Source organism: Paenirhodobacter sp., from assembly GCF_041916475.1.
In the GTDB taxonomy this organism is placed as follows: Bacteria; Pseudomonadota; Alphaproteobacteria; order Rhodobacterales; family Rhodobacteraceae; genus Rhodobacter.
In genome coordinates, this window is the sequence record NZ_JAYRZN010000029.1 from 13,854 (window position 1) to 39,860 (window position 26,007).

The 26,007-nt window shown below is 68.1% G+C and carries 25 protein-coding genes; 18 read left to right on the top strand and 7 right to left on the bottom strand.

Annotated features, from left to right (window positions below; translation table 11 throughout):
- Positions 1-106 precede the first annotated feature (106 nt).
- Positions 107-919 (top strand): MBL fold metallo-hydrolase, encoded by an 813-nt coding sequence (locus tag ACOMG5_RS12625; protein WP_420344161.1) that lies wholly within the window; start codon positions 107-109, stop codon positions 917-919.
- On the opposite strand, the gene ACOMG5_RS12630 is transcribed toward ACOMG5_RS12625, so the two are convergent.
- Complete coding sequence (locus ACOMG5_RS12630) at positions 916-1,368, bottom strand: DNA polymerase III subunit chi (RefSeq protein ID WP_420344162.1); 453 nt, start codon at positions 1,366-1,368, stop codon at positions 916-918. The genes ACOMG5_RS12625 and ACOMG5_RS12630 overlap by 4 nt on opposite strands.
- Positions 1,368-2,819, bottom strand: coding sequence for a leucyl aminopeptidase (locus ACOMG5_RS12635; protein WP_420344163.1), 1,452 nt, complete (start codon positions 2,817-2,819; stop codon positions 1,368-1,370). Before ACOMG5_RS12635 ends, ACOMG5_RS12630 begins: the two co-directional genes overlap by 1 nt.
- Positions 2,820-2,968: 149 nt before the next feature.
- On the opposite strand from ACOMG5_RS12635, the gene lptF reads away from it, so the two are divergent.
- From lptF to rsmA, 6 genes are read left to right on the top strand one after another with little or no spacing between them, the layout of a single operon-like run.
- Positions 2,969-4,084: an LPS export ABC transporter permease LptF gene (lptF, locus tag ACOMG5_RS12640; RefSeq protein ID WP_420344164.1), complete on the top strand. Its 1,116-nt coding sequence runs from the start codon at positions 2,969-2,971 to the stop codon at positions 4,082-4,084.
- Positions 4,081-5,187, top strand: a complete 1,107-nt coding sequence (lptG, locus tag ACOMG5_RS12645; protein WP_420344165.1) for an LPS export ABC transporter permease LptG — start codon at positions 4,081-4,083, stop codon at positions 5,185-5,187. Before lptF ends, lptG begins: the two co-directional genes overlap by 4 nt.
- A complete protein-coding gene (locus ACOMG5_RS12650) occupies positions 5,187-7,376 on the top strand; it encodes an LPS-assembly protein LptD (protein WP_420344166.1) in 2,190 nt (729 codons plus the stop codon). The genes lptG and ACOMG5_RS12650 overlap by 1 nt, the downstream gene beginning before the upstream one ends.
- 44 nt (positions 7,377-7,420) lie before the next feature.
- Positions 7,421-8,662, top strand: a complete 1,242-nt coding sequence (locus tag ACOMG5_RS12655; protein ID WP_420344167.1) for a peptidylprolyl isomerase — start codon at positions 7,421-7,423, stop codon at positions 8,660-8,662.
- Positions 8,659-9,660 carry a 4-hydroxythreonine-4-phosphate dehydrogenase PdxA gene (gene pdxA / locus ACOMG5_RS12660; RefSeq protein ID WP_420344168.1) on the top strand — a complete coding sequence of 334 codons (1,002 nt, stop codon included), beginning with the start codon at positions 8,659-8,661 and terminating at the stop codon, positions 9,658-9,660. The genes ACOMG5_RS12655 and pdxA overlap by 4 nt, the downstream gene beginning before the upstream one ends.
- Position 9,661: 1 nt before the next feature.
- A complete protein-coding gene (rsmA, locus tag ACOMG5_RS12665) occupies positions 9,662-10,501 on the top strand; it encodes a 16S rRNA (adenine(1518)-N(6)/adenine(1519)-N(6))-dimethyltransferase RsmA (RefSeq protein ID WP_420344169.1) in 840 nt (279 codons plus the stop codon).
- 52 nt (positions 10,502-10,553) lie between these two features.
- On the opposite strand, the gene ACOMG5_RS12670 is transcribed toward rsmA, so the two are convergent.
- The 3 genes from ACOMG5_RS12670 to prfA form a co-directional block, all read right to left on the bottom strand.
- A complete protein-coding gene (locus ACOMG5_RS12670) occupies positions 10,554-11,207 on the bottom strand; it encodes a DUF4167 domain-containing protein (RefSeq protein ID WP_420344170.1) in 654 nt (217 codons plus the stop codon).
- Positions 11,208-11,419: 212 nt separating this feature from the next.
- Complete coding sequence (prmC, locus tag ACOMG5_RS12675; protein WP_420344171.1) at positions 11,420-12,295, bottom strand: peptide chain release factor N(5)-glutamine methyltransferase; 876 nt, start codon at positions 12,293-12,295, stop codon at positions 11,420-11,422.
- Complete coding sequence (gene prfA / locus ACOMG5_RS12680) at positions 12,292-13,347, bottom strand: peptide chain release factor 1 (protein WP_420344172.1); 1,056 nt, start codon at positions 13,345-13,347, stop codon at positions 12,292-12,294. Before prfA ends, prmC begins: the two co-directional genes overlap by 4 nt.
- 157 nt (positions 13,348-13,504) lie before the next feature.
- Here prfA and ACOMG5_RS12685 point away from each other — a divergent pair, with 157 nt between their 5' ends.
- The 4 genes from ACOMG5_RS12685 (at position 13,505) to tpiA (ending at position 16,295) form a co-directional block, all read left to right on the top strand.
- Positions 13,505-13,870, top strand: coding sequence for an SUF system Fe-S cluster assembly protein (locus ACOMG5_RS12685; protein WP_420344173.1), 366 nt, complete (start codon positions 13,505-13,507; stop codon positions 13,868-13,870).
- A 103-nt stretch (positions 13,871-13,973) separates the two neighbouring features.
- Positions 13,974-15,044: an alkene reductase gene (locus ACOMG5_RS12690; RefSeq protein WP_420344174.1), complete on the top strand. Its 1,071-nt coding sequence runs from the start codon at positions 13,974-13,976 to the stop codon at positions 15,042-15,044.
- 64 nt (positions 15,045-15,108) lie between these two features.
- The gene (locus tag ACOMG5_RS12695) at positions 15,109-15,465 is read left to right on the top strand and encodes a HesB/IscA family protein (RefSeq protein ID WP_420344175.1); all 357 of its coding nucleotides are present in this window, start codon (positions 15,109-15,111) and stop codon (positions 15,463-15,465) included.
- 95 nt (positions 15,466-15,560) lie between these two features.
- On the top strand, positions 15,561-16,295 hold the full coding sequence (gene tpiA / locus ACOMG5_RS12700) for a triose-phosphate isomerase (RefSeq protein ID WP_420344176.1): 735 nt from the start codon (positions 15,561-15,563) through the stop codon (positions 16,293-16,295).
- Here tpiA and ACOMG5_RS12705 read toward each other — a convergent pair.
- Positions 16,292-16,753: an Lrp/AsnC family transcriptional regulator gene (locus ACOMG5_RS12705; protein ID WP_420344177.1), complete on the bottom strand. Its 462-nt coding sequence runs from the start codon at positions 16,751-16,753 to the stop codon at positions 16,292-16,294. The two genes, tpiA and ACOMG5_RS12705, sit on opposite strands and share 4 nt — an antisense overlap.
- A gap of 149 nt (positions 16,754-16,902) precedes the next feature.
- Here ACOMG5_RS12705 and ACOMG5_RS12710 point away from each other — a divergent pair, with 149 nt between their 5' ends.
- The 5 genes from ACOMG5_RS12710 to ACOMG5_RS12730 all read left to right on the top strand — a co-directional run bounded on the left by ACOMG5_RS12710 (position 16,903) and on the right by ACOMG5_RS12730 (position 20,950).
- Complete coding sequence (locus tag ACOMG5_RS12710) at positions 16,903-17,223, top strand: DUF2849 domain-containing protein (RefSeq protein ID WP_420344178.1); 321 nt, start codon at positions 16,903-16,905, stop codon at positions 17,221-17,223.
- Positions 17,216-18,874 (top strand): nitrite/sulfite reductase, encoded by a 1,659-nt coding sequence (locus ACOMG5_RS12715; RefSeq protein WP_420344179.1) that lies wholly within the window; start codon positions 17,216-17,218, stop codon positions 18,872-18,874. Before ACOMG5_RS12710 ends, ACOMG5_RS12715 begins: the two co-directional genes overlap by 8 nt.
- Positions 18,849-19,619: a phosphoadenylyl-sulfate reductase gene (locus tag ACOMG5_RS12720; RefSeq protein ID WP_420344180.1), complete on the top strand. Its 771-nt coding sequence runs from the start codon at positions 18,849-18,851 to the stop codon at positions 19,617-19,619. The genes ACOMG5_RS12715 and ACOMG5_RS12720 overlap by 26 nt, the downstream gene beginning before the upstream one ends.
- Positions 19,616-19,987 carry a DUF934 domain-containing protein gene (locus ACOMG5_RS12725; RefSeq protein WP_420344181.1) on the top strand — a complete coding sequence of 124 codons (372 nt, stop codon included), beginning with the start codon at positions 19,616-19,618 and terminating at the stop codon, positions 19,985-19,987. The genes ACOMG5_RS12720 and ACOMG5_RS12725 overlap by 4 nt, the downstream gene beginning before the upstream one ends.
- Before the next feature lie 144 nt (positions 19,988-20,131).
- A complete protein-coding gene (locus tag ACOMG5_RS12730) occupies positions 20,132-20,950 on the top strand; it encodes a ferredoxin--NADP reductase (RefSeq protein ID WP_420344182.1) in 819 nt (272 codons plus the stop codon).
- Positions 20,951-21,067: 117 nt separating this feature from the next.
- Here ACOMG5_RS12730 and ACOMG5_RS12735 read toward each other — a convergent pair whose 3' ends face one another.
- Positions 21,068-21,541: an Lrp/AsnC family transcriptional regulator gene (locus tag ACOMG5_RS12735; RefSeq protein WP_420344183.1), complete on the bottom strand. Its 474-nt coding sequence runs from the start codon at positions 21,539-21,541 to the stop codon at positions 21,068-21,070.
- Between the two features lie 245 nt (positions 21,542-21,786).
- On the opposite strand from ACOMG5_RS12735, the gene ACOMG5_RS12740 reads away from it, so the two are divergent.
- Positions 21,787-22,905 carry an efflux RND transporter periplasmic adaptor subunit gene (locus ACOMG5_RS12740; RefSeq protein WP_420344184.1) on the top strand — a complete coding sequence of 373 codons (1,119 nt, stop codon included), beginning with the start codon at positions 21,787-21,789 and terminating at the stop codon, positions 22,903-22,905.
- 3 nt (positions 22,906-22,908) lie between these two features.
- On the top strand, positions 22,909-26,001 hold the full coding sequence (locus ACOMG5_RS12745) for an efflux RND transporter permease subunit (protein ID WP_420344185.1): 3,093 nt from the start codon (positions 22,909-22,911) through the stop codon (positions 25,999-26,001).
- Positions 26,002-26,007: the final 6 nt, after the last annotated feature.

The window sequence follows — 26,007 nt, forward strand, 5'->3', positions numbered from 1 at the left end:
GCCGAAATGCCCCGCTTGAAAAGCCGCCCCTCACGCCGTTGTGAGGACCGGGCGCCGCATTCTCCCGTACCGTTTCCGGATCACGCGACCGTACAGGGAGGATCCGATGCTCCGCCTGCTTGCCCTTGCCGCGCTGACCCTCGGGCAGGCGGCGCCAGCCGCCGCCCAGACCCGCCCGATCTCGCATTGCATCGCGCTGGCGCAATCCGCGCCCGGGCTCGAGTACCTGCACAAGGCCGCGGTGAGCGACCCGGTCCCCCAGGATGCGGTGCGGCTGCGCTTCATCGATCATGCCATGGTGCTGCTGCAAAGCGCGGGCGGCACCTCCGTGATAACCGATTTCAACGGCCAGGTGCAGGGCTTCACCCCGGATGTGGTCACGATGAACCGCGCCCATTCCAGCCATTATACCGATACGCCCCCCGAAAGCGCATTGGTGCTGCGCGGCTGGTCCGACCAGTTCGGCATCGCGGCGAAGCATCACCGGCAGGTGGGCGATATCCTCATCCGCAATGTGCCCACCGCGATCCGCAGCTACGGCACCGTGGAGGAAAACGGCAATTCGATCTTCGTGTTCGAAACCGCGGGCCTGTGCATCGGCCACCTCGGCCATCTGCACCACACGCCCACGGAGGCGCAGTTCGCGGCCCTCGGGCGGCTCGATGTGGTGATGGCGGCGGTGGATGGCTCCATGACAATCAACCAGGGCGAGATGGTCGATATCCTGCGCCGGCTGCGCAGTTCGGTGGTGATCCCGGTGCACTGGTTCAACGAAGCGACGCTGCAGCGGTTCATGGCCGGCATGGCGGACAACTTCGCGGTGATCCGCCCCGGCAGCAGCGAAATCACCCTCACGCTGCGCGGCCTGCCGAAGCAGCCGACCGTCGTGGTGCTGGAGCCGGGCGGGATCGCCGATTAGCGCTCGGCCTTCTTTTCCCAGCGGCCGCCCTCTTCGGACCAGTATTGCGCCGCAGCCCCCGCGCCCGTGAGGTCGCGCCACTGGCCGCGGGCATGGTCCACCGCCATCGGGTCGCGCCCGTCGAACAGGATCCAGACCCGCTCCGCCGCGGCCACGTCCGCAGCCGTCACCGCCGCCCCCTCCACCGCCATCACCGCCTGGCGGCCCTCGGGATGCGGCACATGGGTAAGGAGCACCGGCTGCAGCGCATCCTGCGCCCCGCCCTGCAGCCCATGCGGCAGGAAGTCCTCCTCCGGGCCGAGCCAGAGCTTCTGGTCGTACCACTCCATCCGCTCCACGGTCTGGCCGCGCAGCTCCACCTTCCAGCCCTGCGCCAGCGCGCGGGAGAGTAGCGTGGAGACCACATCCTCCACCGCCGACTGGGTCACATGGTAGAACAGCGCGGGCATCAGGCCTCGAACCGGTCGCGGATCAGCCGGTCGAGCGTGAGCACACCCCAGCCCGTCGGCCCCTTGGGCGAGAGCGTGGTCTCTCCAGGCGGTAGCGTCACCCCGGCAATGTCGATATGGCACCAGGGCACATCGCCCACGAACCGCTTCAGGAAGGCCGCCGCCGCGACGGAGGCCGCATAGCGCCCGCCCGAATTCTTGATATCTGCCAGCCGCGAGGTGATCAGCGCGTCATAGGCCGGGTCCAGCGGCATCGGCCAGGCGCCCTCGCCTTCGGCTTTCGCGGCCGCCAGCACCTGATCGGAGAAGGCCTCGTCATTGGTGAACACGCCCGCGCGCTCATGCCCGAGCGCGACGATGATCGCCCCGGTCAGCGTCGCGAGGTCGATCACCGCGCGCGGCTTGAACCGCTCCTGCGCGTACCAGAGCACATCGGCCAGCACGAGCCGCCCCTCGGCATCGGTGTTCACGATCTCGATCGTGTCGCCCTTCATCGAGCGCACGATATCGCCCGGCCGCTGCGCGAGGCCATCGGGCATGTTCTCCACCAGCCCCACCAGCCCGACCACATTGGCCCGCGCCTTGCGCAGCGCCAGCGTGCGCAGCACCCCCGCCACCACGGCCGCGCCGCCCATGTCCATCGTCATCTCTTCCATCCCCGCGCCGGGTTTGAGGGAGATGCCGCCGGTATCGAACACGACACCCTTGCCCACCAGCGCGAGCGGCGCGCCTTCGCCGCCGTTCCAGCGCATCACCACCACCTTGGAGGGGCTCGCCGAGCCCTGCCCGACGCCCAGCAGTGCGCGCATGCCAAGCGCGCCGAGCTGCGCCTCCTCCAGGATCTCCACATCCACCCCGAGCTCCTGCATCGCCGCCAGCCGGGCCGCGAAATCGTCGGTGGTGAGGATATTGGCCGGCTCGTTCACCAGATCGCGGGTGAAGAAGATACCCTCCGCCAGCGCGGCATGGGGGGCGGCCGCGCGGGCCACGTCCTCTGGCTTCGCCACCATCAGCGTCACCGGCCCGAAGGCGGGCTTCGCCTCGGTGTGGTAATCGAAGCGGTAGGCCCGCAGCGCCAGCCCGAAGGCCATATCGGCCGCGCGCGGATGCCCCTCGGCCACGACCAGCGCGCCCAGCGGCCCGAGCCCGCGCGCAACCCGGGCGCCAGCCTTGCGCGCCGCGCCCTGATCCGCCTTGCGATCCAGCGCGACGAGATCCAGCGCCTCGCAGGCGAGGCCCGCCGGGAAGCCGATGCTCAGCGATTCGCCGGGCTTGACCTTACCCCAGGCCTCCGAGGCCATGGCCCGCGCCAGCGCCCCGCGCGTGAGCCGGTCTATCCGCCGCCCGAGCGGAGACAGCGCCGCCCCCACCACCAAGGCCACGCGCCCCGGGAAGGCCGCAATCGCCTCCGGGCTGGTTTCGGCAAAAGAGATGGCGACGGGATGGGTCATGAGCGGTATCCTGCGGGCGATTTCCCGCCGAGCCTAGCGGCGGGGCGGCAAAATGAAAAGCGCCGCCACCATCGCTCCCGGCCGGGGCTTTTCGCCGCGGGCGGCGCGGGTTAGACAGGCGGGAACAGAACTCCGATCCGGACAGGACAGTGACGCAGCTCGACCGATATCTTCTCTCCCGGCTGATGGCGCTGTTCGGCTTCTTCGCGCTGGTGCTGGTCTCGGTCTATTGGGTGAACCGGGCGGTCCTGCTGTTCGACAAGCTGATCGGCGATGGCCAGACCGCCTGGGTGGTGCTGGAATTCACCCTGCTCACTCTGCCCAACGTGATCCGCCTGGTGCTGCCGGTGGCGGGCTTCGCCGCGACCGTCTATGCGATCAACCGGCTCAGCGCCGATTCCGAATTCGTGGTGATGCAGGCCACCGGCGCCTCGCCCTGGCGGCTGGCGCGGCCGGTGGCGGTGTTCGGGCTGATTGTGGCGCTCCTGATGATGGTGCTGGTGCATGTGCTGGTGCCGGTCTCGCGCCACAAGCTGGCCGAGCGCCAGGCCGAGGTGGCCGAGAATGTCACCGCGCGGTTCCTGACCGAGGGCGCCTTCCAGCACCCGGCCGATGGCGTCACCATCTACATCCGCGAGATCTCGCCCAGGGGCGAATTGCTGGATCTGTTCCTGTCGGACGCGCGCTCCACGGTGGAGCGCACCACTTATACCGCCGAAAAGGCGCTGATCGTGCGCTCCGATACCGGGCCGAAGCTGATCATGCTCAACGGCATGGCCCAGACCCTGCGTCTCTCCGACGAAAGCCTCGCCGTGACCCGGTTCACCGACCTGACCTACGACATCGCGGCCCTGATCGGCACGCCCGCCGCCGCCACCGAGGGCTGGGACGAGCTCCCGAGCTGGCAGATCGTGATGCCCTCGGACGCGCTTCTGGCCCGGCTCGGCGCCGATGCGGGCGAGCCGATGCGCGTGCTCAACGACCGGATCGCGCAGCCGCTTCTGGCCCCGGCCGCGGTGCTTATAGGCTTTGCCGCGCTCATGCTCGGCGGCTTTTCCCGCTTCGGCATGTGGTGGCAGATCCTGATCGCGGTGCTCGGGCTGATCGTGCTGCAGTTCCTGTCGAATGCCGCCGAAAGCGCGATGCAGCGCCAGGTTGCGCTCTGGCCGCTGGCCTACCTGCCGGCGCTGGCCGGGGTTGCGGCGGCGGCCCTGATCCTGTGGTGGTCGGCGCGGCCGCGCCGGGTCCGCGAGGTGGCGGCATGACGCTGTCGTTCTACATCGCGCGGCGGTTCTTCCGCGCCTTCCTGATGGTGCTGTTCACCTTCTGGGGCATCCTGTTCCTGATCGAGATGGTGGAGAAGGTCCGCGCCTTCAGCGGCAGCCAGATCAACCTCGGCCAGGCGGCGCGGCTCTCGCTGCTGGCGGTGCCGGAATCGATCTATGCGATCTTGCCGATCCTGATGGTGCTGGCGGCGGTCGTGCTGTTCATCGGGCTGGCGCGCTCGTCCGAGCTGGTGGTGATCCGGGCCGCGGGGCAGCCCGCGCTGCGGATGCTGGCCGCGCCGGTGGGCGTGGCGCTGATGATCGGCATTGTTGCCGTGGCAGCCGGGAACCCGATCGTCTCGGCCACGCAGAAGCGCTACGAGGAGCTCGCTGGGCGCTACCGCAGCAGCGGGCTGGAGACCGTCTCGATCGGCAGCGAGGGCGTGTGGATGCGGCAGGGCATGAACGATGGCAGCGGCAACCAGGCGGTGATCCGCGCTGCGCGCGCGAGCCTCGATGCCACCCGGCTGAGCAGCGTGACCTTCATGATCTTCGCCCCCGACCATGGCGCCGTGCGCCGGATCGAGGCCGAGACGGCCGATCTGCGCGATGGCGCGTGGCAATTGTCGAGGGTGAAGGACTGGCCGCTCGGCGCCTCCACGAACCCCGAGCGCGACGCCAAGGTGCTCGATACGCTGACGCTCGCCTCGGATCTCACGGCCGAGCGTATCCGCGACAGCTTCGGCACCCCCTCCTCCATCCCGATCTGGCAATTGCCGGGCTTTATCAAGGGCATGGAGGGCGCAGGCTTCTCCGCGCGACGCCACCTTCTGTGGTTCCAGATGGAGCTCGCGCTGCCGCTGATGCTGGCGGCGATGGTGCTCATCGCGGCCGGGTTCAACATGGCCCATGTCCGCTTCGGCCAGAGCGGGGTGATGGTGCTGCTCACGCTGGGGGCGGGCCTCGCGGCCTTCTTCCTGCGCAATATCGCGCAGGTCCTGGGCGACAACGGGCAGATCCCGATTGCGCTTGCGGCCTGGGCGCCGCCGCTGATCGCGCTGATGCTGGCGCTGGCGCTCGTACTGTCTCGGGAGGACGGCTGATGGCACGGAACTGGCTGCTGGCGGCCCTGCTGACGACGGCGCTCTGCCCGCCGGCCCTGGCCCAGGAGGGCGCGCCCGCGGGCTATACCGCCGATCAGGCCGACGAGGCCGCGACCCTGCTCGCGGACCGGATCATGGTCAGCGGGCGCGACACGCTCGTGGCCGAAGGCTCGATCGAGGTCTGGTGGAAGCAGAACCACCTGACCGCGCGGCGGGTCACCTATGACAAGGCCGCCGATCTGCTGACGATCGAGGGCCCGCTCCGGCTCGAACAGCCAGGGCAAACCGGTTCCGTCGTGATCGCCGAGCAGGCCCAGCTCTCGCGCGACATGCAGAACGGCGTGTTGACCGGCGCGCGCATGGTGATGGCCCGCGAGATGCAGCTCGCCGCCACCCGGATCGAGCGGCACGACGGCGTGACCACGACGCTCGACAATGTCGTCGCCTCCTCCTGCCAGGTCTGCGCCAGCGACCCGACGCCGCTGTGGGAAATCCGCGCCCGCCGCATCACCCATGACACCCTCACCCGGCAGATGCATTTCGAGGGCGCCCAGTTCCGCTTCATGGGCCTGCCGCTGATGTGGCTGCCGTCGCTGCGCCTGCCCGACCCGACGGTGGAGCGGATGTCCGGGGTGCTCCGGCCCGAATTCCGCACCACCACCAGCCTCGGCCCGGGCGTGAAGATCCCGTATTTCTTCGCCCTCGGCTCTTCGGCGGACCTGACGCTCACGCCCTATATTTCCAGCGACTGGACCCGCACAATGGGCGTGCGCTACCGGCAGGCGCTGCTCAGCGGCAGCTATACGATGGAGGGCGCGCTGACGAACGACAGCATCCGCGAGGGCGATACCCGCGGCTATCTGTTCGCCAACGGCACCTTCGCCATGCCCGACGATTTCACCCTGGGCGTGCAGCTGCGGCTGACCTCGGATGGCGGCTACCTGACCGATTACGACATCACCGACGACGACCGGCTGTGGTCGGGGATCACGCTCGAAAAGGTGCAGCGCCAGGAGCTGATCTGGATGCGGCTGGGCAACACCCATTCGATCCGCGAGGGCGAGAGCAACTCGACCCAGCCGATGGCTTCGGGCGATTTCACCTGGACGCGGGTGTTCCGGCCGGACCGGATCGGCGGCGAAATGTCGGTGGACTGGGGCATCCACATGCACCGGCGCGCCTCGACGCTGGATTACGATACTGCGGTGGACCCGGATCTGGTCTCCGACGGGCGCGACGTGCTGCGCACCTCGCTCGAGGCGGACTGGCGGCGGCAATGGCTGCTGCCGGGCGGCATCCTCGCCGCGACGCTCGGCAACCTCGCGGCCGACGTGATCTCGGTGCAGCAGGATGCGGACTGGCACGCCACCACCTTCCGCGCCCTGCCCACCATCGGCGCGGAAATCCGCTGGCCCTGGATCGCCACCTCGGGCCGCGCGGCGCATGTGATCGAGCCCATCGCCCAGGTGTTCTGGAGCCCCAACACCATCAAGCGCGTGCCGAACGAGGACAGCCTGCTGACCGAATTCGACGAGGGCAACCTGTTCTCGATCTCGCGCTTCCCCGGCGCCGATGCGCGCGAACAGGGGCTGCGCGCCAATCTGGGTGTCAGCTGGACCCGGATGGACGCCTCCGGCTGGTCGCTCGGCATGACGGCGGGGCGGGTGATCCGCGCGAAGGACCTGCAGCAGTTCCCCGAGGGCTCCGGCCTTTCGGGCAAGCAGTCGGACTGGCTGCTGGGCACCACGCTGACCGCCGCCAATGGCTTCACCGTGGCCAACCGCGCCCTGTTCGACGACCGTTTCGGCTTCTCGCGCGAGGAGCTCCGGGTGGGCTATCTCGACGACGATTATCAGGTCGCACTCGGCTATCTGTGGATGCGCGCCGACGAGACCGAGGAGCGCCCCGAGCCCACCAGCGAGCTGCTGCTGGAGGCCGGATGGAACTGGACGCAGGGCTGGCGCAGCCTGATCAACACCCGCTACGATTTCACCAACGAGCGCGCGGCGCGGGCGGCGATCGGGCTGGAATACGTCAACGAGTGCATGAGCGTCGATCTTTCCCTCTCGCGTCGGTTCACGTCCTCCTCTAGTGTGATCCCCGAAACGAGCGTGGGCATCTCGGTGCAGCTGGCTGGCTTCGGCGGCGGCGCCACGGCGGGTGCCTCACAGCAGGTTTGTCGGCGCTGAGCCCCGGCCGGGGCGCGGCGCGCGGAATGAAGAACGGACGACGAATGACGAAGATGGTGCGATTTTCCCCGCTGCTGGCCGCCGCGCTGGCCATCGGCATGTCTGCGGCACCGATGGCGCAGGCGCAATCCGGGCTCTTCGCCCCCGTGGTGACCGTGAACGGCATGGGCATCTCGCGCTACGAGATGGATCAGCGCGTGCGTTTCATGGGGCTACTGCGGCAGACGGGCGATCTGCAGAAACAGGCCGAAGAGGGCCTGATCGACGACCGCCTGCGCCAGTGGCAGGCCAAGCGCGAAGGTGTGAGCATCACCGAGGCGCAGATCACCCAGGGCATGGAGGAATTCGCCGGCCGCGCCAACCTCTCGCGCGAGCAGTTCGTGGCGGAGCTGTCCAAGGCCGGGGTATCGGAACAGACCTTCCGCGATTTCGTCTCGGCCGGCATGGTCTGGCGCGAGGTGGTGCGGGCGCGCTATGCGGGCCGGGTCCGGATCACCGATGCCGATGTCGCGCGCGCGATGCTGGTCGAATCCGAGCGCGGGCGCAGCACCCGGGTGCTGATGTCGGAAATCATCATCCCCGCCCCGGCGGAATATGCGGCGGAGGCGCGGCAGCTGGCCGAGCAGGTCTCGCATATCCGCGGCGAGGGCGAATTCGGCAATGCCGCGCGGCAGGTCTCGGCCTCGGCCTCGCGCGACAATGGCGGCCGGCTGGACTGGGTGCCGCTGCAAAACCTGCCGCCCGCGCTGCGCCCGGTGATCCTGGCGCTGAAGCCCGGCGAAGCGACCCAGCCGCTGGAGCTCGGCGGGGCCTGGGGCATCTTCATGCTGCGCGCGCTCGATGCGGGCAGCGCCGTCGGCACGCAGCCGCAAAAGCTCGGCTATGCCGTGCTGGCGCTCGGGGCGCCCGGCTCGGAGCAGGCGGCAGATCTCGCCGCACGCGTGGCGAGCCAGGCGAAGCGCTGCGACGATCTGTACACCATCGCGAAGGACGCCCCGGCGAGCGCCCTGAACCGGGCCGAACCCGCGCCGCAGGACGCCATTCCGCAAGACATCGCGGTCGCGCTCTCGCATCTGGATATCGGGGAGACCACCACGCTCCAGCGCGGCGGCCAGCAGGACCTGATCATGCTGTGCTCGCGCGAGGCCGCGGTGGACGAGGCCAAGGGCCAGAAAGCGCCCGACAAGGACGCGGTGCGCAACAGTCTGATGAACGCGCGGATGAACACCTATTCGGAAAACCTGCTGGCGGATCTGCGGTCCAATGCGGTGATCACCCGGCCATGAGCGGCGCGGCAGGCACCGACCTTCCGGTCATCCTGAGCTGCGGCGACCCTTCGGGCATCGGCCCCGAGATCGCCGCCAAGGCCTGGGAGGTGCTCGGCGCCGCCCTGCCCTTCGTCTGGGTCGGCGATCCGGCGCATCTGCCGCGCGGCACCCGGGTGCGCGAGCTTTCGAGCCCCGCCGAGGCGATGCTCCATGCGGGGGCGGGCCTGCCGGTGCTGCCCCATGCCTTCCCCGCCGCGGCCATTCCCGGCCAGCCCGCCCCCGAGAACGCGGCTGCGGTGATTTCGGCGATCGAGCGCGCGGTGAAGATCGTGCAGGCGGGCGAGGGCCTCGCGCTCACCACCGCGCCGATCCACAAGAAGGCGCTGAAAGATGGCGCGGGCTTCGCCTTCCCGGGGCACACCGAATTCCTGGCGCATCTGGCCGGAGGCGCCGAGGTGGTGATGATGCTGGCCGCCGAGGCGCCGGTCCCGCCGCTGCGGGTGGTGCCCGCGACGATCCATATCGCGCTGAGCGAGGTGCCGCGCGCCCTCACGCCCGAGCTGCTGCGCACGACCATCCGCCTGACGGTGGAGGGCCTGCGCCGCGACTTCGCGATCGAAAACCCGCGCATCGCCGTGGCCGGGCTGAACCCGCATGCGGGCGAAGGCGGCGCCATGGGGCACGAGGAGCGCGACTGGATGCGCGATGTGCTGGAGGGCCTGCGGGCCGAGGGCTTTGCCGTGGCCGGGCCCCTGCCCGCGGATACGATGTTCCATCCGGCGGCGCGGGCGGGCTATGATGCCGCCGTCTGCGCCTATCACGACCAGGCCCTGATCCCGATCAAGACGCTGGATTTCGATGGCGGCGTCAATGTTACACTGGGTCTGCCCTTCGTGCGCACCTCGCCCGATCACGGCACGGCCTACGACATTGCGGGCACGGGGCGCGCCAATCCGGCCAGCCTGATCGCGGCGCTGCGGATGGCCGCGCGCATGGGCGCGGCGAGGCGGCGCTGAGATGGCGGCGATCGACGGCCTGCCGCCGCTGCGCGACGTGATCCGCGACCACGAGCTGGTGGCGAAGAAGAGCCTTGGCCAGAACTTCCTGCTGGACCTGAACCTCACCGCGAAAATCGCGCGGGCGGCGGGCGATCTGCGGCATTGCGATGTGCTGGAGGTCGGGCCCGGCCCCGGCGGGCTCACCCGCGGCTTGCTGGCCGAGGGCGCGCGCCGGGTGCTGGCGGTGGAGAAGGACAGCCGCTGCCTGCCCGCGCTGGCCGAGATCGCGGCGCATTATCCGGAGCGGCTCGAGGTCATCAACGGCGACGCGCTGGAGGTGGATGTGCGCGCGCATCTGACCCCGCCGATCCGGATCGCGGCCAACCTGCCCTATAACGTCGGGACGGAGCTGCTGGTGCGCTGGCTGACCCCGCCGGAGTGGCCGCCCTTCTGGGACAGCCTGACGCTGATGTTCCAGAAGGAAGTGGCGGAGCGGATCGTGGCGAAGCCCGGCACGAACCACTACGGACGCCTTGCGCTGCTGGCGCAATGGCGCTGCGAGGCGCGGATCGTCATGGTGCTGCCGCCCGAAGCCTTCACCCCGGCGCCGAAGGTGCATTCGGCGGTGGTGCATCTGAAAGCCCTGCCCGAGCCGCGCTATCCGGCCAGTCCGAAGCTTCTGGAGCGGGTGGTTGCAGCCGGGTTCAACCAGCGGCGCAAGATGCTGCGGGCCTCGCTGAAGGGGCTGCATCCGCAGATCGAATCGCTGCTGGAGGAGGCGGGCATCCCGCCCACCGAACGGGCCGAGCGGGTGACGCTGGAGCAGTTCTGTCACCTCGCGCGGCTGCTCGCCCGCTGAAACGAAAAGGCCGCGCTCCGGGCGCGGCCTTGTCATTTCGTGGGTCCGTGGCTCACTCGCCCGCGGCGTCGCTCTGCGCTTCCACCGCGGCGTCCTCGCCCTTCGGCGCGCGCGGCTTGCGCGGGCCGCGGCGGGTGCGCGGGCGCGGCGCCTTCTCGGCGGCGGGCTCCGGCGTGCCTTCGGCCTCATCCGTGGTCTCGATGGCTTCGGGCAGGCCCTGCGGCGCTTCCGCCACCGGCGCCTCGATCGCCGGCGCCACATCCGGGGCGGGCTCCGAATTCATTTCCGGCGTCTCGACCAGACCGGGCCCCTCATCCTCGACCGACATCGGCTCCGGCATCGGCGCCACGTCGTCATAGCGGGCCTCGGCCTCGCGCTCACCGCGCTCCTGCCGCTCGCGGCCGGTATTCTGGTTGTTTTGCTGATAGTTGCGCTGCCGCTCTTCCTGCTCGCGCGCAACTTCGCGCTGCGCCTCGCCCAGCATCCGGGTGTAATGCTCGGCGTGCTGAAGGAAGTTCTGTTCGGCCACGCGGTCGTTGCCGAGCTGCGCGTCCCGCGCCAGCGCGAGGTATTTGTCGATGATCTGCTGCGGCGTGCCGCGCACCTTCCCCTCGGGTCCGGAGCTATCGAACACGCGGTTGATGATGTTGCCGATCGAGCGCTGACGGTTCGACTTGTTGCGCGAACGGGATTTGGAAGATCTCATGGGCCTTCGTCGGTTGTGCCCTTCCGGGCGCTGAGTTCGGGTCGGAAACGACCCGCCATATGGGCAGGGACTGCGCTGCGGACTTCGTCCGCCGAGACCCCGTGACCCGCAGTGTGAGCTGAGCCGTGCGGTGGAACCAACTTCCTTCCGCACAGGGATGACTAAGCATTTCATTCCGCCCCATGCAAGGAGGAAATACGCTCAATCCTCAATTATCCGTGGTTTTCGGGGCTTTCCGGGCTTTCGCAGCCATCGCCGCCGGGCTTGCGCGCCAGCACGGTGCGCGGGCGGCCATCCAGATCCTGCCGGATCTCGATCTGCGCAAAACCTTCCGCCGCAAGCATCTGCGACACTTCGCCACCCTGAGTCGGGCCGATTTCCAGCACGATCCGCCCCCCCGGCATCAGCCGCGCCCCCGCCCCCCGCGCAATCGCGCGGTAGGCATCCAGCCCGTCGCCCCCGGGAGTGAGCGCGAGATGCGGCTCCCAGTCGTGCACCTCGGGCGCGAGAGCCGCCATTTCGGCGGCGGTGATATAGGGCGGATTGGACACGATCAGATCGAAGCGCCCCTGCACCGCGGCAAACCAGTCGGATGCAAGAAACCGTGCCCGCGAGGCGACGCCGAGCCGCGCGGCATTGTCGCGCGCGACCTCCAGCGCCTGCTCCGAGAGATCCACCCCGGTGCCCGCGGCGAAGGGCATGCCCTTCAGCAGGCTGATCAGGATGCAGCCGGTGCCGGTGCCAAGGTCCAGAATCTTGGCGAAGGGCTCCTCCAGCGCCGTGGCGACCAGGATCTCGGTCTCGGGCCGCGGGTCCAGGGTGGCACGCGTGACCCGGAATTCCAGCCCCCAGAACCGCCGCAGCCCGGTGATCTGCGCCACCGGCTGGCGCGCGAGCCGCGCCTGCAGGGCGGCCTCGAACACCGCCGCCTGCGCCTCCGGCAGCGGGTCCTGCAGCGCCAGCGTCAACCTCTCGGGCGCCAGCCCCATCGCATGGGCAAGAAGCCTGCGCGCATCGGTCGGGGCGCCGTCGATGCCGGCCTCGGCCAGCCGCCGCGTGCCCAGCACCAGCGCCGCCTGCGCCTTCACCCTTCCATCTCCGCAAGCTTCCGCGCCTGATCGTCGGCCACCAGCGCGTCGATCACCTCGGTCAGATCGCCGTTCATGATCTGCGCCAGGGCATAAAGCGTGAGGTTGATCCGGTGATCGGTCATCCGGCCCTGCGGGAAATTGTAGGTCCGGATCCGCTCGGAGCGATCCCCGGAGCCGACCTGGCTCTTGCGGTCGGCGGCGCGCGCAGTGTCCAGCCGCTCCCGCTCCAGCTCGTACAGCCGGGCGCGCAGGACCGCCATGGCATTGGCGCGGTTCTGGTGCTGGCTCTTCTCCGAAGAGGTCACCACGATGCCGGTCGGCAGGTGGGTGATGCGCACCGCGGAATCGGTCGTGTTCACATGCTGGCCGCCCGCCCCTGAAGAGCGCATCGTGTCGATGCGGATATCGGCGGCCGGAATGTCGATATCGACCTCCTCCGCCTCGGGCAGCACGGCCACGGTGGCCGCGGAAGTATGGATCCGCCCGCCCGCCTCTGTCTCCGGCACGCGCTGCACGCGGTGCACACCGGATTCGTATTTCATCCGGGCGAAAACCCCCTCGCCCTCGATCCGCGCCGTCGCTTCCTTCACCCCACCCAGCTCGGAGGGTGTCATATCCATCAGCTCGAAGCGCCAGCCCTGTGCTTCGGCATGGCGCTGATACATGCGCAGCAAATCCGCCGCAAACAGCGCCGCCTCGTCGCCCCCGGTGCCGGGGCGGATTTCCAGGATCGCCGGCCGCGCATCGGCCGCATCCTTCGGCAGGAGCGCGAGCCGCAGCGCCTGCTCCATCTCGGGGATGCGCGCGCGCAGCCGCGGCAGCTCCTCCTCGGCCAGCGCCTTCATCTCCGGATCGGCGAGCCAGCCCTCGGCCTCGGCCACGTCCTCGAGCGCCTGGCGATAGGCGGCGATCTCATCCACCACCGGCTTCAGCTCGGAATATTCGCGCGACAGCGCGGCGATTTCGGCCGGGGCTGCGGTCGCGTTCAGCTTCGCTGCGACGAAGTCGAAGCGCTGCACGATCTGGGCGAGTTTGTCCATCGGAACCATGCCGATCCCTGTGGCGCTTTCGCGCGCGCCGGTCAAGGCCCGCCTGCGCCCGCCCGTGCGGCACCGCACAGCCCGGGGCACTGCGGGGCACAGGCGCGGGCTTTACCTGCACCCCGGATATTCCTATATAAACGCTCATCTTTGCCGGAGCGACACCATGTCCACCGAATCCGAACAGCCCGCCGAAGGCACCCCGCTGATCAGGCCCTCCACCACTGAGCATCCGCTCTATGATGCCGTGGCCGATGCCTGCCGGACGGTCTTCGACCCGGAAATTCCGGTCAATATCTATGACCTCGGCCTGATCTACACGATCACGATCAACGACGAGGACGATGTCGATATCGTCATGACGCTCACCGCGCCGGGCTGCCCGGTGGCGGGCGAAATGCCCGAATGGGTGCAGAATGCCGTCGAGGCGATTCCCGGCATCCGCTCGGTCAACGTCACCATGACCTTCGATCCGCAATGGGGCATGGACATGATGTCCGACGAGGCCCGGCTGGAGCTCGGCTTCATGTAATTTCGCGCAGGGGCCTGTGCGAGAGGGCCCTTGCCACGACGCCGCCGCGCCCCAAATCTGCCGGGGCGGCACCTCCCGCCGCCATCAGCGACAAGGGAACCACATGTCGGACACGCTGTTTTCACCGGGGCGCCTCGGCCGGATCGAGATCGCCAACCGTATCATCATGGCTCCGCTGACCCGCAACCGGGCTTTCGAGCTGGTGCCGACGGATCTGATGGTCGAATATTACCGCCAGCGCGCCTCCGCGGGGCTGATCGTCACCGAGGGCACGCAGATTTCGCCGATGGGCCAGGGCTATGCTTGGACGCCCGGCATCCACACCCCCGAGCAGGTCAAGGGCTGGCGCAAGATCACCGAGGCGGTCCATGCCGCTGGCGGCAAGATCGTGGCTCAGCTCTGGCATGTAGGGCGGATTTCGCATCCCTCGCTGCTCAATGGCGCACAGCCGGTAGCACCTTCGGCGATTTCGGCCGAAGCGAAGACCTTCGATGGCAAGGGGTTCGTGGAGACCGTGGAGCCGCGCGCCCTGCGCGAGAACGAGATCCCCGGCATCATGGCCGATTATGCCCATGCCGCGCGCTGCGCCGATGAGGCGGGCTTCGACGGGGTCGAGATCCATGCCGCCAATGGCTACCTGATCGACCAGTTCCTGCGCGATACCGCGAACACCCGTACGGATGATTACGGCGGCACGATTGCGAACCGCGTGCGGTTCCTGCGCGAAGTTCTGGCCGCCGTCACCGGCGCCATCGGCGCGGACCGCACCGGGATCCGCCTCTCGCCCTGGTCGAACGCCAATAACGTCGGCATCGACAGCGATACCCCGGCGCTGTTTGCGGCGGTGGCCGAGGCGCTCAATGCCCATGACCTCGCCTTCGTCCATGTGGTGGAGGGCCAGACCGGCGGCCCGCGCGACTGGCCCGCAGGCGGCATCGAGGCATTCCGCGCGGCGCTGAAGGCGCCCTATATCGCCAACAACGGCTATACCCGCGACACGGCGGTTTCGGCCGTGGCCACGGGTGCGGCCTATGCGGTGGCCTTCGGCAAGGCCTTCATCGCCAATCCGGACCTGCCCGCGCGGCTGAAGGCGGATGCGCCGCTCAATCCGCCGCGGCAGGCACTGTTCTACGGTGGCGGCGCCGAGGGCTATACCGATTATCCCACCCTCTGAGCCACCGGGCGGGTTGCGGCACCGGCCGCCCCGCCCTATCTTGTGCGGATCGAAGGAGAGATCCATGTTCGCCATCCCCGGCAAGCCCCCCGTGACCCTGACCCCCGCCGCCATCAGCCAGATTGCGGCCCTGATGGCGCGCGAAAGCGCCGCGGGCTTCCGCATCGGCGTGAAGAAGGGCGGATGCGCCGGGATGGAATACACGATGGAAGTCGCCCGCGAGGCCGGCCCGATGGACCTGGTGGTCGAGGAGGGGCCGGCGCGCGTGCTCATCGCGCCGATGGCGCAGATGTACATGATCGGCACGGAGATCGACTACGAGGTCGGGCTCCTGGAAGCCGGGTTCAAGTTCCGCAACCCCAATGTCGTCGAGAGCTGCGGCTGCGGCGAGTCGGTCAAGTTCCGCGACGAGACCGCCTGATCGCGCGATAACGTTATCATCGGCTTGCGCCGCGCTTTGCCCTTTGCGGCGGAGCGCGGCTTCGCCTAATCTGCCCCCGAACCATGGAGGGGCGGATGCGCAAGAAACTCGCGGCGGGCAACTGGAAGATGAACGGGCTGAAGGCGAGCCTGACCGAGGTCGAGGCGCTGATCGCGGCCCATCCGGCCCCGGCCTGCGAGGTGCTGCTCTGCCCCCCCGCGACACTGGTCTCTGCCATGGCGGCGCTGGCGGCCGGGCGCATCGCCGTCGGCGGGCAGGACTGCCACCCGAAGGCCTCGGGCGCGCATACCGGCGATATTTCCGCGGCCATGCTGAAGGACGCGGGCGCGAGCCATGTGATCCTCGGCCATTCCGAGCGCCGCGCGGACCATGCCGAAACCGATGCGCTGGTCTGTGCCAAATCCGAAGCGGCGCTGGCCGAGGGGCTCACTGCGGTGATCTGCGTGGGCGAAACGGAGGCCGAGCGCGATGCGGGCGCGACGCTCGCCGTGGTCGGGCGGCAGCTGGCGGGCTCGGTGCCCGCGCAGGCCACGGCGGCCACGGTGGTGATCGCCTATGAGCCGGTCTGGGCAATCGGCACCGGCCGCACGCCGACGCTCGAACAGATCGCCGAGGTGCACGATTTCATCCGCGCCGAGCTGGTCGGCCGCTTCGGCGCCGAGGGCGATGGCGTCCGGCTGCTCTATGGCGGCTCGGTCAAACCGGCGAACGCGGCCGAGATCTTCGCCGTCTCCAATGTCGACGGGGCGCTGGTGGGCGGCGCAAGCCTGAAGGCCGCCGATTTCGGCGCGATCGTCGCCGCGCTCTAGAGCGGCAGGAGCGTGGTGGACTTGATCTCCTCCATCGACAGCAGCGCCGTGACGTTGTGGATCTTCACCTCGGAGATCAGCGCCTGATAGAACTGATCATAGGCGCGGGCGTTGCGCACCCGCACCTTCAGGATATAGTCGATATCGCCCGCCAGGCGATGCGCCTCCAGAACTTCCGGCCGCGCCCGCAGCGTGGCCAGGAACTTGCGCTGCCAGTCGGCTTCGTGTTCAGAGGTGCGGATGAGAACGAAGAAGCACGCCTCCAGCCCGAGCGCATCGGGATCGAGCAGAACCGTCTGCCGGCCGATCACGCCCTGCTCCTTCATCCGTCGAATCCGGTTCCACACCGGGGTCTTTGACGACCCCACCTTGCGCGCGATTTCGTCGAGCGACTGGCTCGCGTCCTCCTGCAGTTGCGAGAGAATTTTCCGGTCGAGGTCGTCGAGGCGGACAGTCATTCGCTTTTCCTCCGATGCACGGGAAATTCGCACCACAGGCGCAGAAATACGGAACATTGCGCCTTATTTTCAAGGGGGAATGGCAATTACCGGGAATAATTTCCTATATTGCCACCTCAAATGAAGCACGCCGAATCCCGGAGGGAAAGATGGCCCGCAAATTCACGCCCAAAGTCCTGACCGCCAATGACCTGCGGCTGGGGGATGTGGTCTATATGACCGCAGCCGGGACCTGGACGCGATGCCATACTGAGGCGGAGCTTCTGGAGGAAGAGGCGGATGCCGAGCTGCGCCTGCTGAAAGCGCAGGGGCAGGCACATATCGTCGTCGGGCCCTATCTGGCCGATGCCAAGGCCGGCCCGAACGGCCCCGAGCCCGTCCACTTCCGCGAGGCCTTCCGCACCCGGGGCCCGTCGAACTATTTCCACGGCAAGCAAGAGACCAGCAAGCAGGAGCCCGCGCATGTATGAGTATTCGGACTTCGACGAAGACTTCGTGCGCGCGCGGGCGGCCCAGTTCCGCCAGCAGGTCGAACGCCGCCTGGACGGCAGCCTGACCGAAGACGAATTCCGCCCGCTGCGCCTCATGAACGGGCTCTATCTGCAGCTGCATGCCTATATGCTGCGGATCTGCATCCCCTATGGCACGATCAACCCGGTGCAGATGCGCCAGCTCGCGCATATCGCCGAGCGGTGGGACCGCGGCTACGGCCATTTCACCACCCGCCAGAACATCCAGTTCAACTGGCCGAAGCTGGTGGATGTGCCCGATATCATCGACGCTCTGGCCGATGTGCAGATGCATGCGATCCAGACCTCGGGCAATACCATCCGCAACACCACGACCGACGTGTTCGCCGGCGCCGCGGCGGACGAGATCGAGGACCCCCGCCCCATCGCCGAGCTGATCCGGCAATGGTCGACCGACCATGCCGAATTCCAGTTCCTGCCGCGCAAATTCAAGATCGCGATCACCGGCGCCGCCGAAGACCGCGCCGTGATCCGCGCCCATGACGTCGGCCTGCAACTGGTGAAGCGCGGCGACGAGGTCGGGCTCAGGGTGCTGGTGGGCGGCGGCCTCGGCCGGACGCCGATGCTCGGCCAGGTCATCCGCGACTTCCTGCCGAAGGCGGACCTGCTGCCCTATCTGGAGGCGATCGTCTCCACCTGGAACCTGATCGGCCGGCGCGACAACAAGTACAAGGCGCGGATCAAGATCACCGTCTTCGAGCACGGGCTGGAGAATTTCAAGGCCGAGGTCGAGGAGGAATTCGCCCGCATCCGCCAAGGCTTCACCGGCGTCGATCAGGAAATCCTGAAAGACATCGCCGCGCAATTCGCGCCGCCCGCCTTCAAGAACGCCCCCGTAGACTTCCACGAGAAGACCCTGGCGGTAGACCCGGTCTATCGCCGCTGGGTGGAGCGCAACGTGGCCGCGCACAAGGTGCCGAACCACGGCATCGTGACGATCTCGCTCAAGGAGCATGGCGCGACGCCGGGCGATGCCTCGGCCGAACAGATGCGGCTGATGGCGGATCTCGCGGAGCGCTATGGCTATGGCGAGCTGCGCATCAGCCACGAGCAGAACGTGGTGATCCCGCATGTGGCGCTGGCCGACCTGCCCGCGGTGCATGCCGAATTGCTCCGCGCGGGGCTGGCCACGGCCAATGCCGGGCTCCTGTCCGATATCATCGCCTGCCCGGGGATGGATTACTGCGCGCTGGCAACGGCCCGCTCGATCCCGATCGCGCAGCAGCTGGCGGTGCATTTCCGCGAGATCGGCCTCGAGGACGAGATCGGCAATCTGAAGATCAAGATCTCGGGCTGCATCAACGCCTGCGGCCACCACCATGTCGGCCATATCGGCATTCTGGGGCTGGACCGCGCGGGCGTGGAAAACTACCAGATCACGCTCGGCGGCGACGCCGGCAATGCCGCCGCCATCGGCGACAAGACCGGCCCCGGCTTCGCCTATGACGACGTCGTTCCGGCGATCGAGCGCATCCTGCGCGCCTATCTCGACCTCCGCGCCCCCGGCGAGGATTTCATCGACAGCTTCCGCCGCCTGGGCGCCCAGCCCTTCAAGGAGGCGCTTTATGGCGAGACCCGTGATGCAGCATGAGACGATCCCCGGGCCGACGGATATCGGCGCCCGCGTCGCAGCCCTGAACGCGCGCTACAAGCACCACGCCGCCTTCACCGTGATGGAGAAGGCGCTGCGCGACCCCGATGTGGGCAACGTTGCGCTGGTGAGCTCCTTCGGGGCGGAATCGGTCGTGCTGCTGCATATGGTCTCGGTGATCGCGCCGGGCACGCCGGTGCTGTTCGTGGATACGCTGATGCTGTTCCAGGAAACGCTGGACTATCAGCGCGATGTCTCGGCGAAGCTCGGCCTCACCGATGTGCGCACCATCACCGCCGAACAGGCTGCGCTCGATCTGGAAGACCCGGACGGGACGCTGAACCTGTTCAACACCGATGCCTGCTGCTCCCTGCGCAAGACTGTGCCGCTCGAAAAGGCACTCTCGGGCTTCGATGCCTGGATCACCGGGCGCAAGCGGTTCCAGGCCTCCACGCGCGCCGCGCTCGATTTCTTCGAGGTCGAGACGCCGACGCGGATGAAGATCAACCCGCTCGCCCACTGGGGCCGCGAGGATCTGGAAGAATATATGGTGGAAAACCGCCTGCCCCGGCATCCGCTGGTGGCCAAGGGCTATCCGTCGATCGGCTGCGCGCCCTGCACCTCGCCGGTGAAGCCGGGCGAGGACCCGCGGGCGGGGCGCTGGCGCGGCCAGCAGAAGACCGAATGCGGCATCCACTTCATCGGTGGCAAGCCGGTGCGCGTGAACAAGGAGACTGCGGCATGAGCGTGATCGTACGCGACGACGGCTTCCACGCCGAGGACTTCACCGGCACGGCGGTCGAGATCGCCCCCGAGACGAACACCGAGGAAGTCCTGCAGCTCGCCTCCGGCGCCGATCTGGTGCGGATCGTGTTCCCCTCGTTTTCGGACGGGCGCGGCTTCACCCATGCGCGGCGGCTGCGCGATGCGGGCTACAAGGGCCGCATCCGCGCCGTGGGCCCGGTGATCGCCGATCAATATGCGATGGCGCGCCGCTCGGGCATCGACGAGGTCGAGATCCCCGATGCGCTCGCCGCCCGCCAGCCGGCCGAGCAGTGGGTTTTTCGCGCAGACTGGCGCGCGCATGACTATCGCGCCCGGCTGAAGGGCTGATTTCCGGTTCCCCGAAACGCCGTTTGCGCGTATGAAGGCCGCAGCCAGAGCCAATTGAGCCAGATCAACGACCCCGCCTGACGGCAGCGCTATGCCGGGCCCGCCTCCCCCGGCCCGCCTCAGGCCCCAGACCAGAGTTCGCCCGTGACCCAGACCGCTACCGCATCCGTCCCCGCGCCCAAACACCTGCCCGATGCCCAGACCGTGACCACGGTCCGGCACTGGACCGACCGGCTGTTCTCCTTCCGCGTCTCGCGGCCGCAGAGCCTGCGCTTCCGCTCGGGCGAATTCGTGATGATCGGCCTCCTGGGCGACAACGGCAAGCCGCTCTTGCGCGCCTATTCGATCGCCTCTCCCGCCTGGGACGAGGAGCTGGAATTCTATTCGATCAAGGTGCCGGACGGCCCGCTCACCTCGCGGCTGCAGCACATCCAGCCCGGCGACGAAATCATCCTGCGCCCGAAGCCGGTGGGCACGCTGGTGCATGATGCACTGCTGCCCGGCAAGCGGGTGTGGTTCCTCGCCACCGGCACCGGCATCGCGCCCTTCGCGAGCCTGATGCGCGAGCCCGAGACCTACGAGAAATTCGACGAAGTCATCATGATGCATACCTGCCGCACGGTGGACGAGCTGGAATACGGCCGCCAGCTGGTGGAGAGCCTGAAGGACGACCCGCTGATCGGCGAGCTGGTCGGCGACAAGCTGAAATACTACCCGACCACGACCCGCGAGGACTTCCACCACATGGGCCGGATCACCGACAACCTGTCCTCGGGCAAGGTCTTCGCCGATCTGGGCATCGCGCCGATGAACGCCACCGACGACCGCGCCATGGTCTGCGGCTCGCTCGCCTTCAACAAGGACGTGATGGAGGTGCTGGAGAGCTTCGGCCTGCGCGAAGGCGCGAATTCCGAGCCGAAGGAATATGTGGTCGAGAAAGCCTTCGTCGGCGACGGCATCTGAGCCACGGCCAGAACGCCAGCAATTCCGCCCCCGGTCCACAATGGCCGGGGGTTTTCCATGCGCCCCACGCACCTGCGGAGCCCCGCAGCCGGCTTCGCGGCGCAGGCGCCCGGGCGGCTACCAGTTGCGGGTATCGACCGGATAGGCGGTGGTGAATTTCATCCGCTCCATCGCGAAATGCGAGGTCACGTTCTTGAGCGGCACGGTATCGGTCAGCTGCTTGTAGAGCCGGTCATAGGCCGGCATATCCGCGACCGACACCCGCAGCAGATAGTCCATCTCCCCGGCCATGCGGTACACCTCCATGATCTCGGGGATCGCCGAAATCGCCGCGAAGAAGGCGTCGCGCCAGTCGCCGGAATGGTCGGCCGCCTCGATGCCCACGAACACGGTGAGGGTGAAGCCCACCTTCGCCGGATCGGCGAGCGCCACCCGCGCGGTGAGGATGCCGCTCGCCTCCAGCTTCTGGATCCGCTTCCAGCAGGGCGTCTGCGACAGGCCGACCTTGTCGGCGATCTGTGCGACCGGCTGGGTCGCATCCCGCATCAGCTCCGCCACGATCTTGCGATCAATCAGATCTAGCTCCACCATCGCCCCCTCCCCCTGCTGCACGGCCCCATCAGACGCCGTTGCGACAATTTTGTAAACGCCTGACCGGGCTGGAAAAAGCCTTGCCCGAAGCCTGCGCCTGCGGCACTCACGCAGGAGTGAGTGACAGAACCGCCGCGGCCGGCCGTTTCACCTCGGACAGGGCGTGACCAAAGGGCATGCCAGGACGTATCAAACAAGCGATCGAACAGACAGCGGGGGACGGGATGATGCGGAACGGGTGGGGAATGGCGTTTCTGGCGGCGCTGACGGCAACGCCCGTTCTGGCCCAGCAGGCATCCCCGGCGGTGGAGGTCGGCGTCCTGAGCATGCAGCGCCAGGAGGTGCCACAGGGGTTCGACCTCCCTGGCCGCGCCGTGGCCTATGAGCAGGTGGCGATCCGGCCGCGCGTGGGCGGGATCGTGACGCAGATCCTCTATACCCCTGGCAAGGAAGTCCGGGCGGGCGACCCGCTCTTTCAGCTCGACGATGCCACCTATCAGGCGGCGGTCGCGAATGACCGGGCAGCTCTGGTCACGGCGGAGGCGAACCTGCCGGTGAAGCAGGCCGCCTTCGACCGGGCGCAGCGGCTGCTGAACCAGGGCGCGACGCGCGTCGATCTGGAAACCGCGCAATACGATCTGGCTGCGGCCAAGGCCACGCTGGAGGCGGCGCGGGCGGCGCTCGATTTCGCTCAAACGCAGCTCTCCTGGACGACGGTGCGCGCGCCGATCGAGGGCATCCCCGAGGTGCAGGAGGTATCGGTGGGCGATCTCGTCACCGCCGGGCAGACCACGGCGATGACCACGCTCACCCGCCTCGACCCGATCTATGTGGACATGCTGGAGCCCTCCACCCGGCTTCTGGAGATCCGCCGCCGGATCGAGGACGGCACCATGACCGCAAACCGGACCATGGATGCGACGCTCGTGCTCGAGGATGGCGAGATCTATACCGGCAAGGGCACGCTGGTCACGCCCTCGGCCGTGGTCTCCGCCACCACCGGCACGGTCGCCGTGCGCTTCGCCTTCGAGAACCCGGGCCACAAGATCCTGCCCGGCATGTTCCTGCGCGGCACCGTCACCCAGGGCACGACCCGCGCCTGGCTGGTGCCGCAGCGGGCCGCGGCGCGCTCGGCGATGGGCGATCTGACCGCTTTCATCATCGCGGAGGGCAAGGCGAAGCGCGTCACCCTGACCCCAAGCGGCACCTGGCAGAACAACTGGGTGGTCACGGCGGGCCTCTCGGATGGCGATCAGCTGATCGTCGACGGGCTGAAATCCATGACGCCGGGCAAGGCGGTGACGGGCGTGCCCGCCACCATCGACGCCGCGGGCCTCGTGCAGGACGCACCGAAGGCGGAGTGAGACATGGCCAGTTTTTTCATCCACCGCCCCGTCTTCGCCTGGGTTCTGGCGATCATCGTCATGCTTGCGGGCTGGTTCGGGCTGAGCGCGCTGCCGGTCTCGCAATATCCGCAGATCGCACCGACCACGATCCGGGTCTCGGCCACCTATACCGGCGCCACCGCCACCACGGTGCAGAATTCGGTCACCACCGTGATCGAGGACGGCATGACCGGCCTCGACGGGCTGATGTACATGACCTCCTCTTCCTCGCAGGGGCGCTCCAGCATCACGCTGGTATTCGACGACAGCGTGGACCCCGACATCGCCCAGGTGCAGGTGCAAAACAAGCTGCAGCTGGTGCAGGGCAACGTGCCGCAGGCGGTCACCGCGCGCGGCGTCTCGGTGACGCGCTCGACCTCCTCGATCCTGATGATCGGCGCGCTGACCACGGCCGATGGCTCGATGAGCCAGGCCGAGCTCGGCGACCTGCTGGACCGCACCGTGAAGGACCCGATCCAGCGCACCGAGGGCGTGGGCTCCATCAACCAGTTCTCCTCGCCCTATGCGATGCGGATCTGGCTCGACCCGGCAAAGCTCTACAAATACGCCCTCACCCCGAATGATGTGACCGCCGCCGTCTCGGCACAGAACTCGAACGTCACCGTCGGCAATCTCGGCTCTTTGCCCGCGGTGCCCGGCCAGCAGGTCACCGTACCGCTGAATGCGCAGGCGCAGCTGTCCAGCGTGGCGGAATTCGAGAAGATCGCCCTCACCACCGCCGAGGATGGCTCGACCGTCTATCTGGGCGATGTGGCCCGGATCGAGATCGACTCGCAGGACCTGTCCACCGCTGCGCGTTTCGACGGGCGCCCGGCCGCGGGCTTCGGCGTGAACCTCGCCAATGGCGCCAATGCGGTGCAAACGGCCGAGAACGTCCGCGCCACGATCGCCATGCTGCAATCCTCGCTGCCCGAAGGGGTGCAGGTGGTCTATCCCTACGATACTTCGCCCTTCGTCGAGCAGTCGATCGAGCGCGTCTACCATACCCTCGGCGAGGCGGTGGTACTGGTGTTCCTGGTGATCCTCGTGTTCCTGCAGAGCTGGCGCGCGACGCTGATCCCGACGATCGCGGTCCCGATCGTGCTGCTGGGCACCTTCGGCGTGCTCTCCGCCTTCGATATGTCCATCAACACGCTGTCGATGTTCGCGCTGGTGCTGGCGATCGGGCTTCTGGTCGATGATGCCATCGTGGTGGTGGAGAATGTCGAGCGGGTGATGGAGGAAGAGGGCCTCGGCCCGGTGGAGGCCACCGAGCGCAGCATGGGCGAGATTTCGGGCGCGCTCGTCGGCATCGTGATGGTGCTCTCGGCCGTGTTCCTGCCGATGGCGTTCATGTCGGGCTCCACCGGCGTGATCTACCGCCAGTTCTCCGTCACCATCATCTCGGCCATGGTGTTGTCGCTGTTCGTCGCGCTGATCCTGACGCCCGCGATGTGCGCCTCGCTGCTGCGCCCCGCGCATGAGACCCGCTTCGCCCCGGCGCGCGCCTTCAACCGCGGCATCGAGCGGCTGACCGGCGGCTATTCCGGCGCGGTCGGCCGGCTGATCCGGCGCCCGTTCCGGATGATCGTGGTGCTGGCGGCCATCGCGGGCGGAATCTGGTGGGTCTACTGCGACCTGCCGAGCTCCTTCGTGCCGCCCGAAGACCGCGGCGTGATGATGGTGCAGGTCTCGATGCCCGACAATGCCATGCGCGACCAGACCGAACAGGCGGTGAAGGCGGTGGAAAGCTACCTGCTCGATGCGCAGAAGGACAATGTCGCCTCCGTCTTCGCCGCGGTGGGCTTCAGCTTCGGCGGCACCGGCCAGAGCCGGGCGATGATGTTCGTGCGGCTGAAGGACTATGACGACCGGCCGCTCTCCGCGAGCCAGATCGTGCAGGCGGCCAATGCGCATTTCCGCAACAACCGGATGGGCCAGATCGTCTTCCTGCAGCCGCCCGCGATCCAGGGCATGGGCTCGTCCTCGGGCTTCGACATGTATCTGATCGACGCAGCCGGCAATGGCAACGCGGCGCTGCACGATGCTGCCGATACGCTGGTCGAGCAGGCGCGCGCCTCGGGCATGATCACCGGCCTGCGCGGCAATGACGCGGCGACGACGAGCTCGCTTCAGCTCAACATCGACCTGCAGAAGGCGCAGGCCTTCGGCCTGACGCTTTCCACGCTGAACAGCATGCTCTCCACCATCTTCGCCGGGACCTATGTGAACGACTTCACCCTCAGCGAGAAGCTGCGCGAGGTGATCGTGCAGGCCGATGCCCCCTACCGGATGCAGCCCGAGGATGTGGGCAAATGGTATGCGCGCAATGCCTCCTCGGAGATGGTGCCGCTGGAAGCGGTGATGAGCCAGACCTGGAAGGACATTTCCTCCACGCTCTACCGCTATGGCGGCTCCAGCGCGATCGAGATCACCGGGGATGCGGTGGAGGGCTATTCCACCGGTGATGCCATGGCCAAGATGGAGGAGCTGGCCCATGCCCTGCCCGGCAATTATTCGGTGGCCTGGGTCGGGCTGTCGCTGCAGGAGCGGATGGCGGGGAACCAGGAGCCGCTCTTGTATGCGCTCTCGGCGCTGGTTGTGTTCCTGTGCCTCGCGGCGCTCTACGAAAGCTGGACGGTGCCGTTCTCGGTGATGCTGTCGGTGCCGGTGGGGGTGCTGGGCGCGATGATCGCGGCCATGGTTTTCGGGCAGTCGAACGACGTCTATTTCAAGGTCGGCATGCTCACCACCATCGGCCTCGCGGCGCGCAACGCGATCCTGATCGTGGAATTCGCTGAGACCCTGCGCAAGGAGGGCATGAGCCTCGCCGAGGCGACCCTGACCGCCGCCCGCCAGCGCCTGCGCCCGATCCTGATGACCACCTTCGCCTTCGCCCTCGGCATCCTGCCGCTCGCCATCGCCACAGGAGCGGGCGCTGCGGCGCAGCACTCGATCGGGATCGGCATGCTGGGCGGGATCGCCTTCACCGCGCTGTTTGGCATCGTCATGGTGCCGGTGCTCTATGTGGCGGTGATGCGCGCGGTGGCCCGCCTGCGCGGCAGGCAGGCCTGAGCGCGC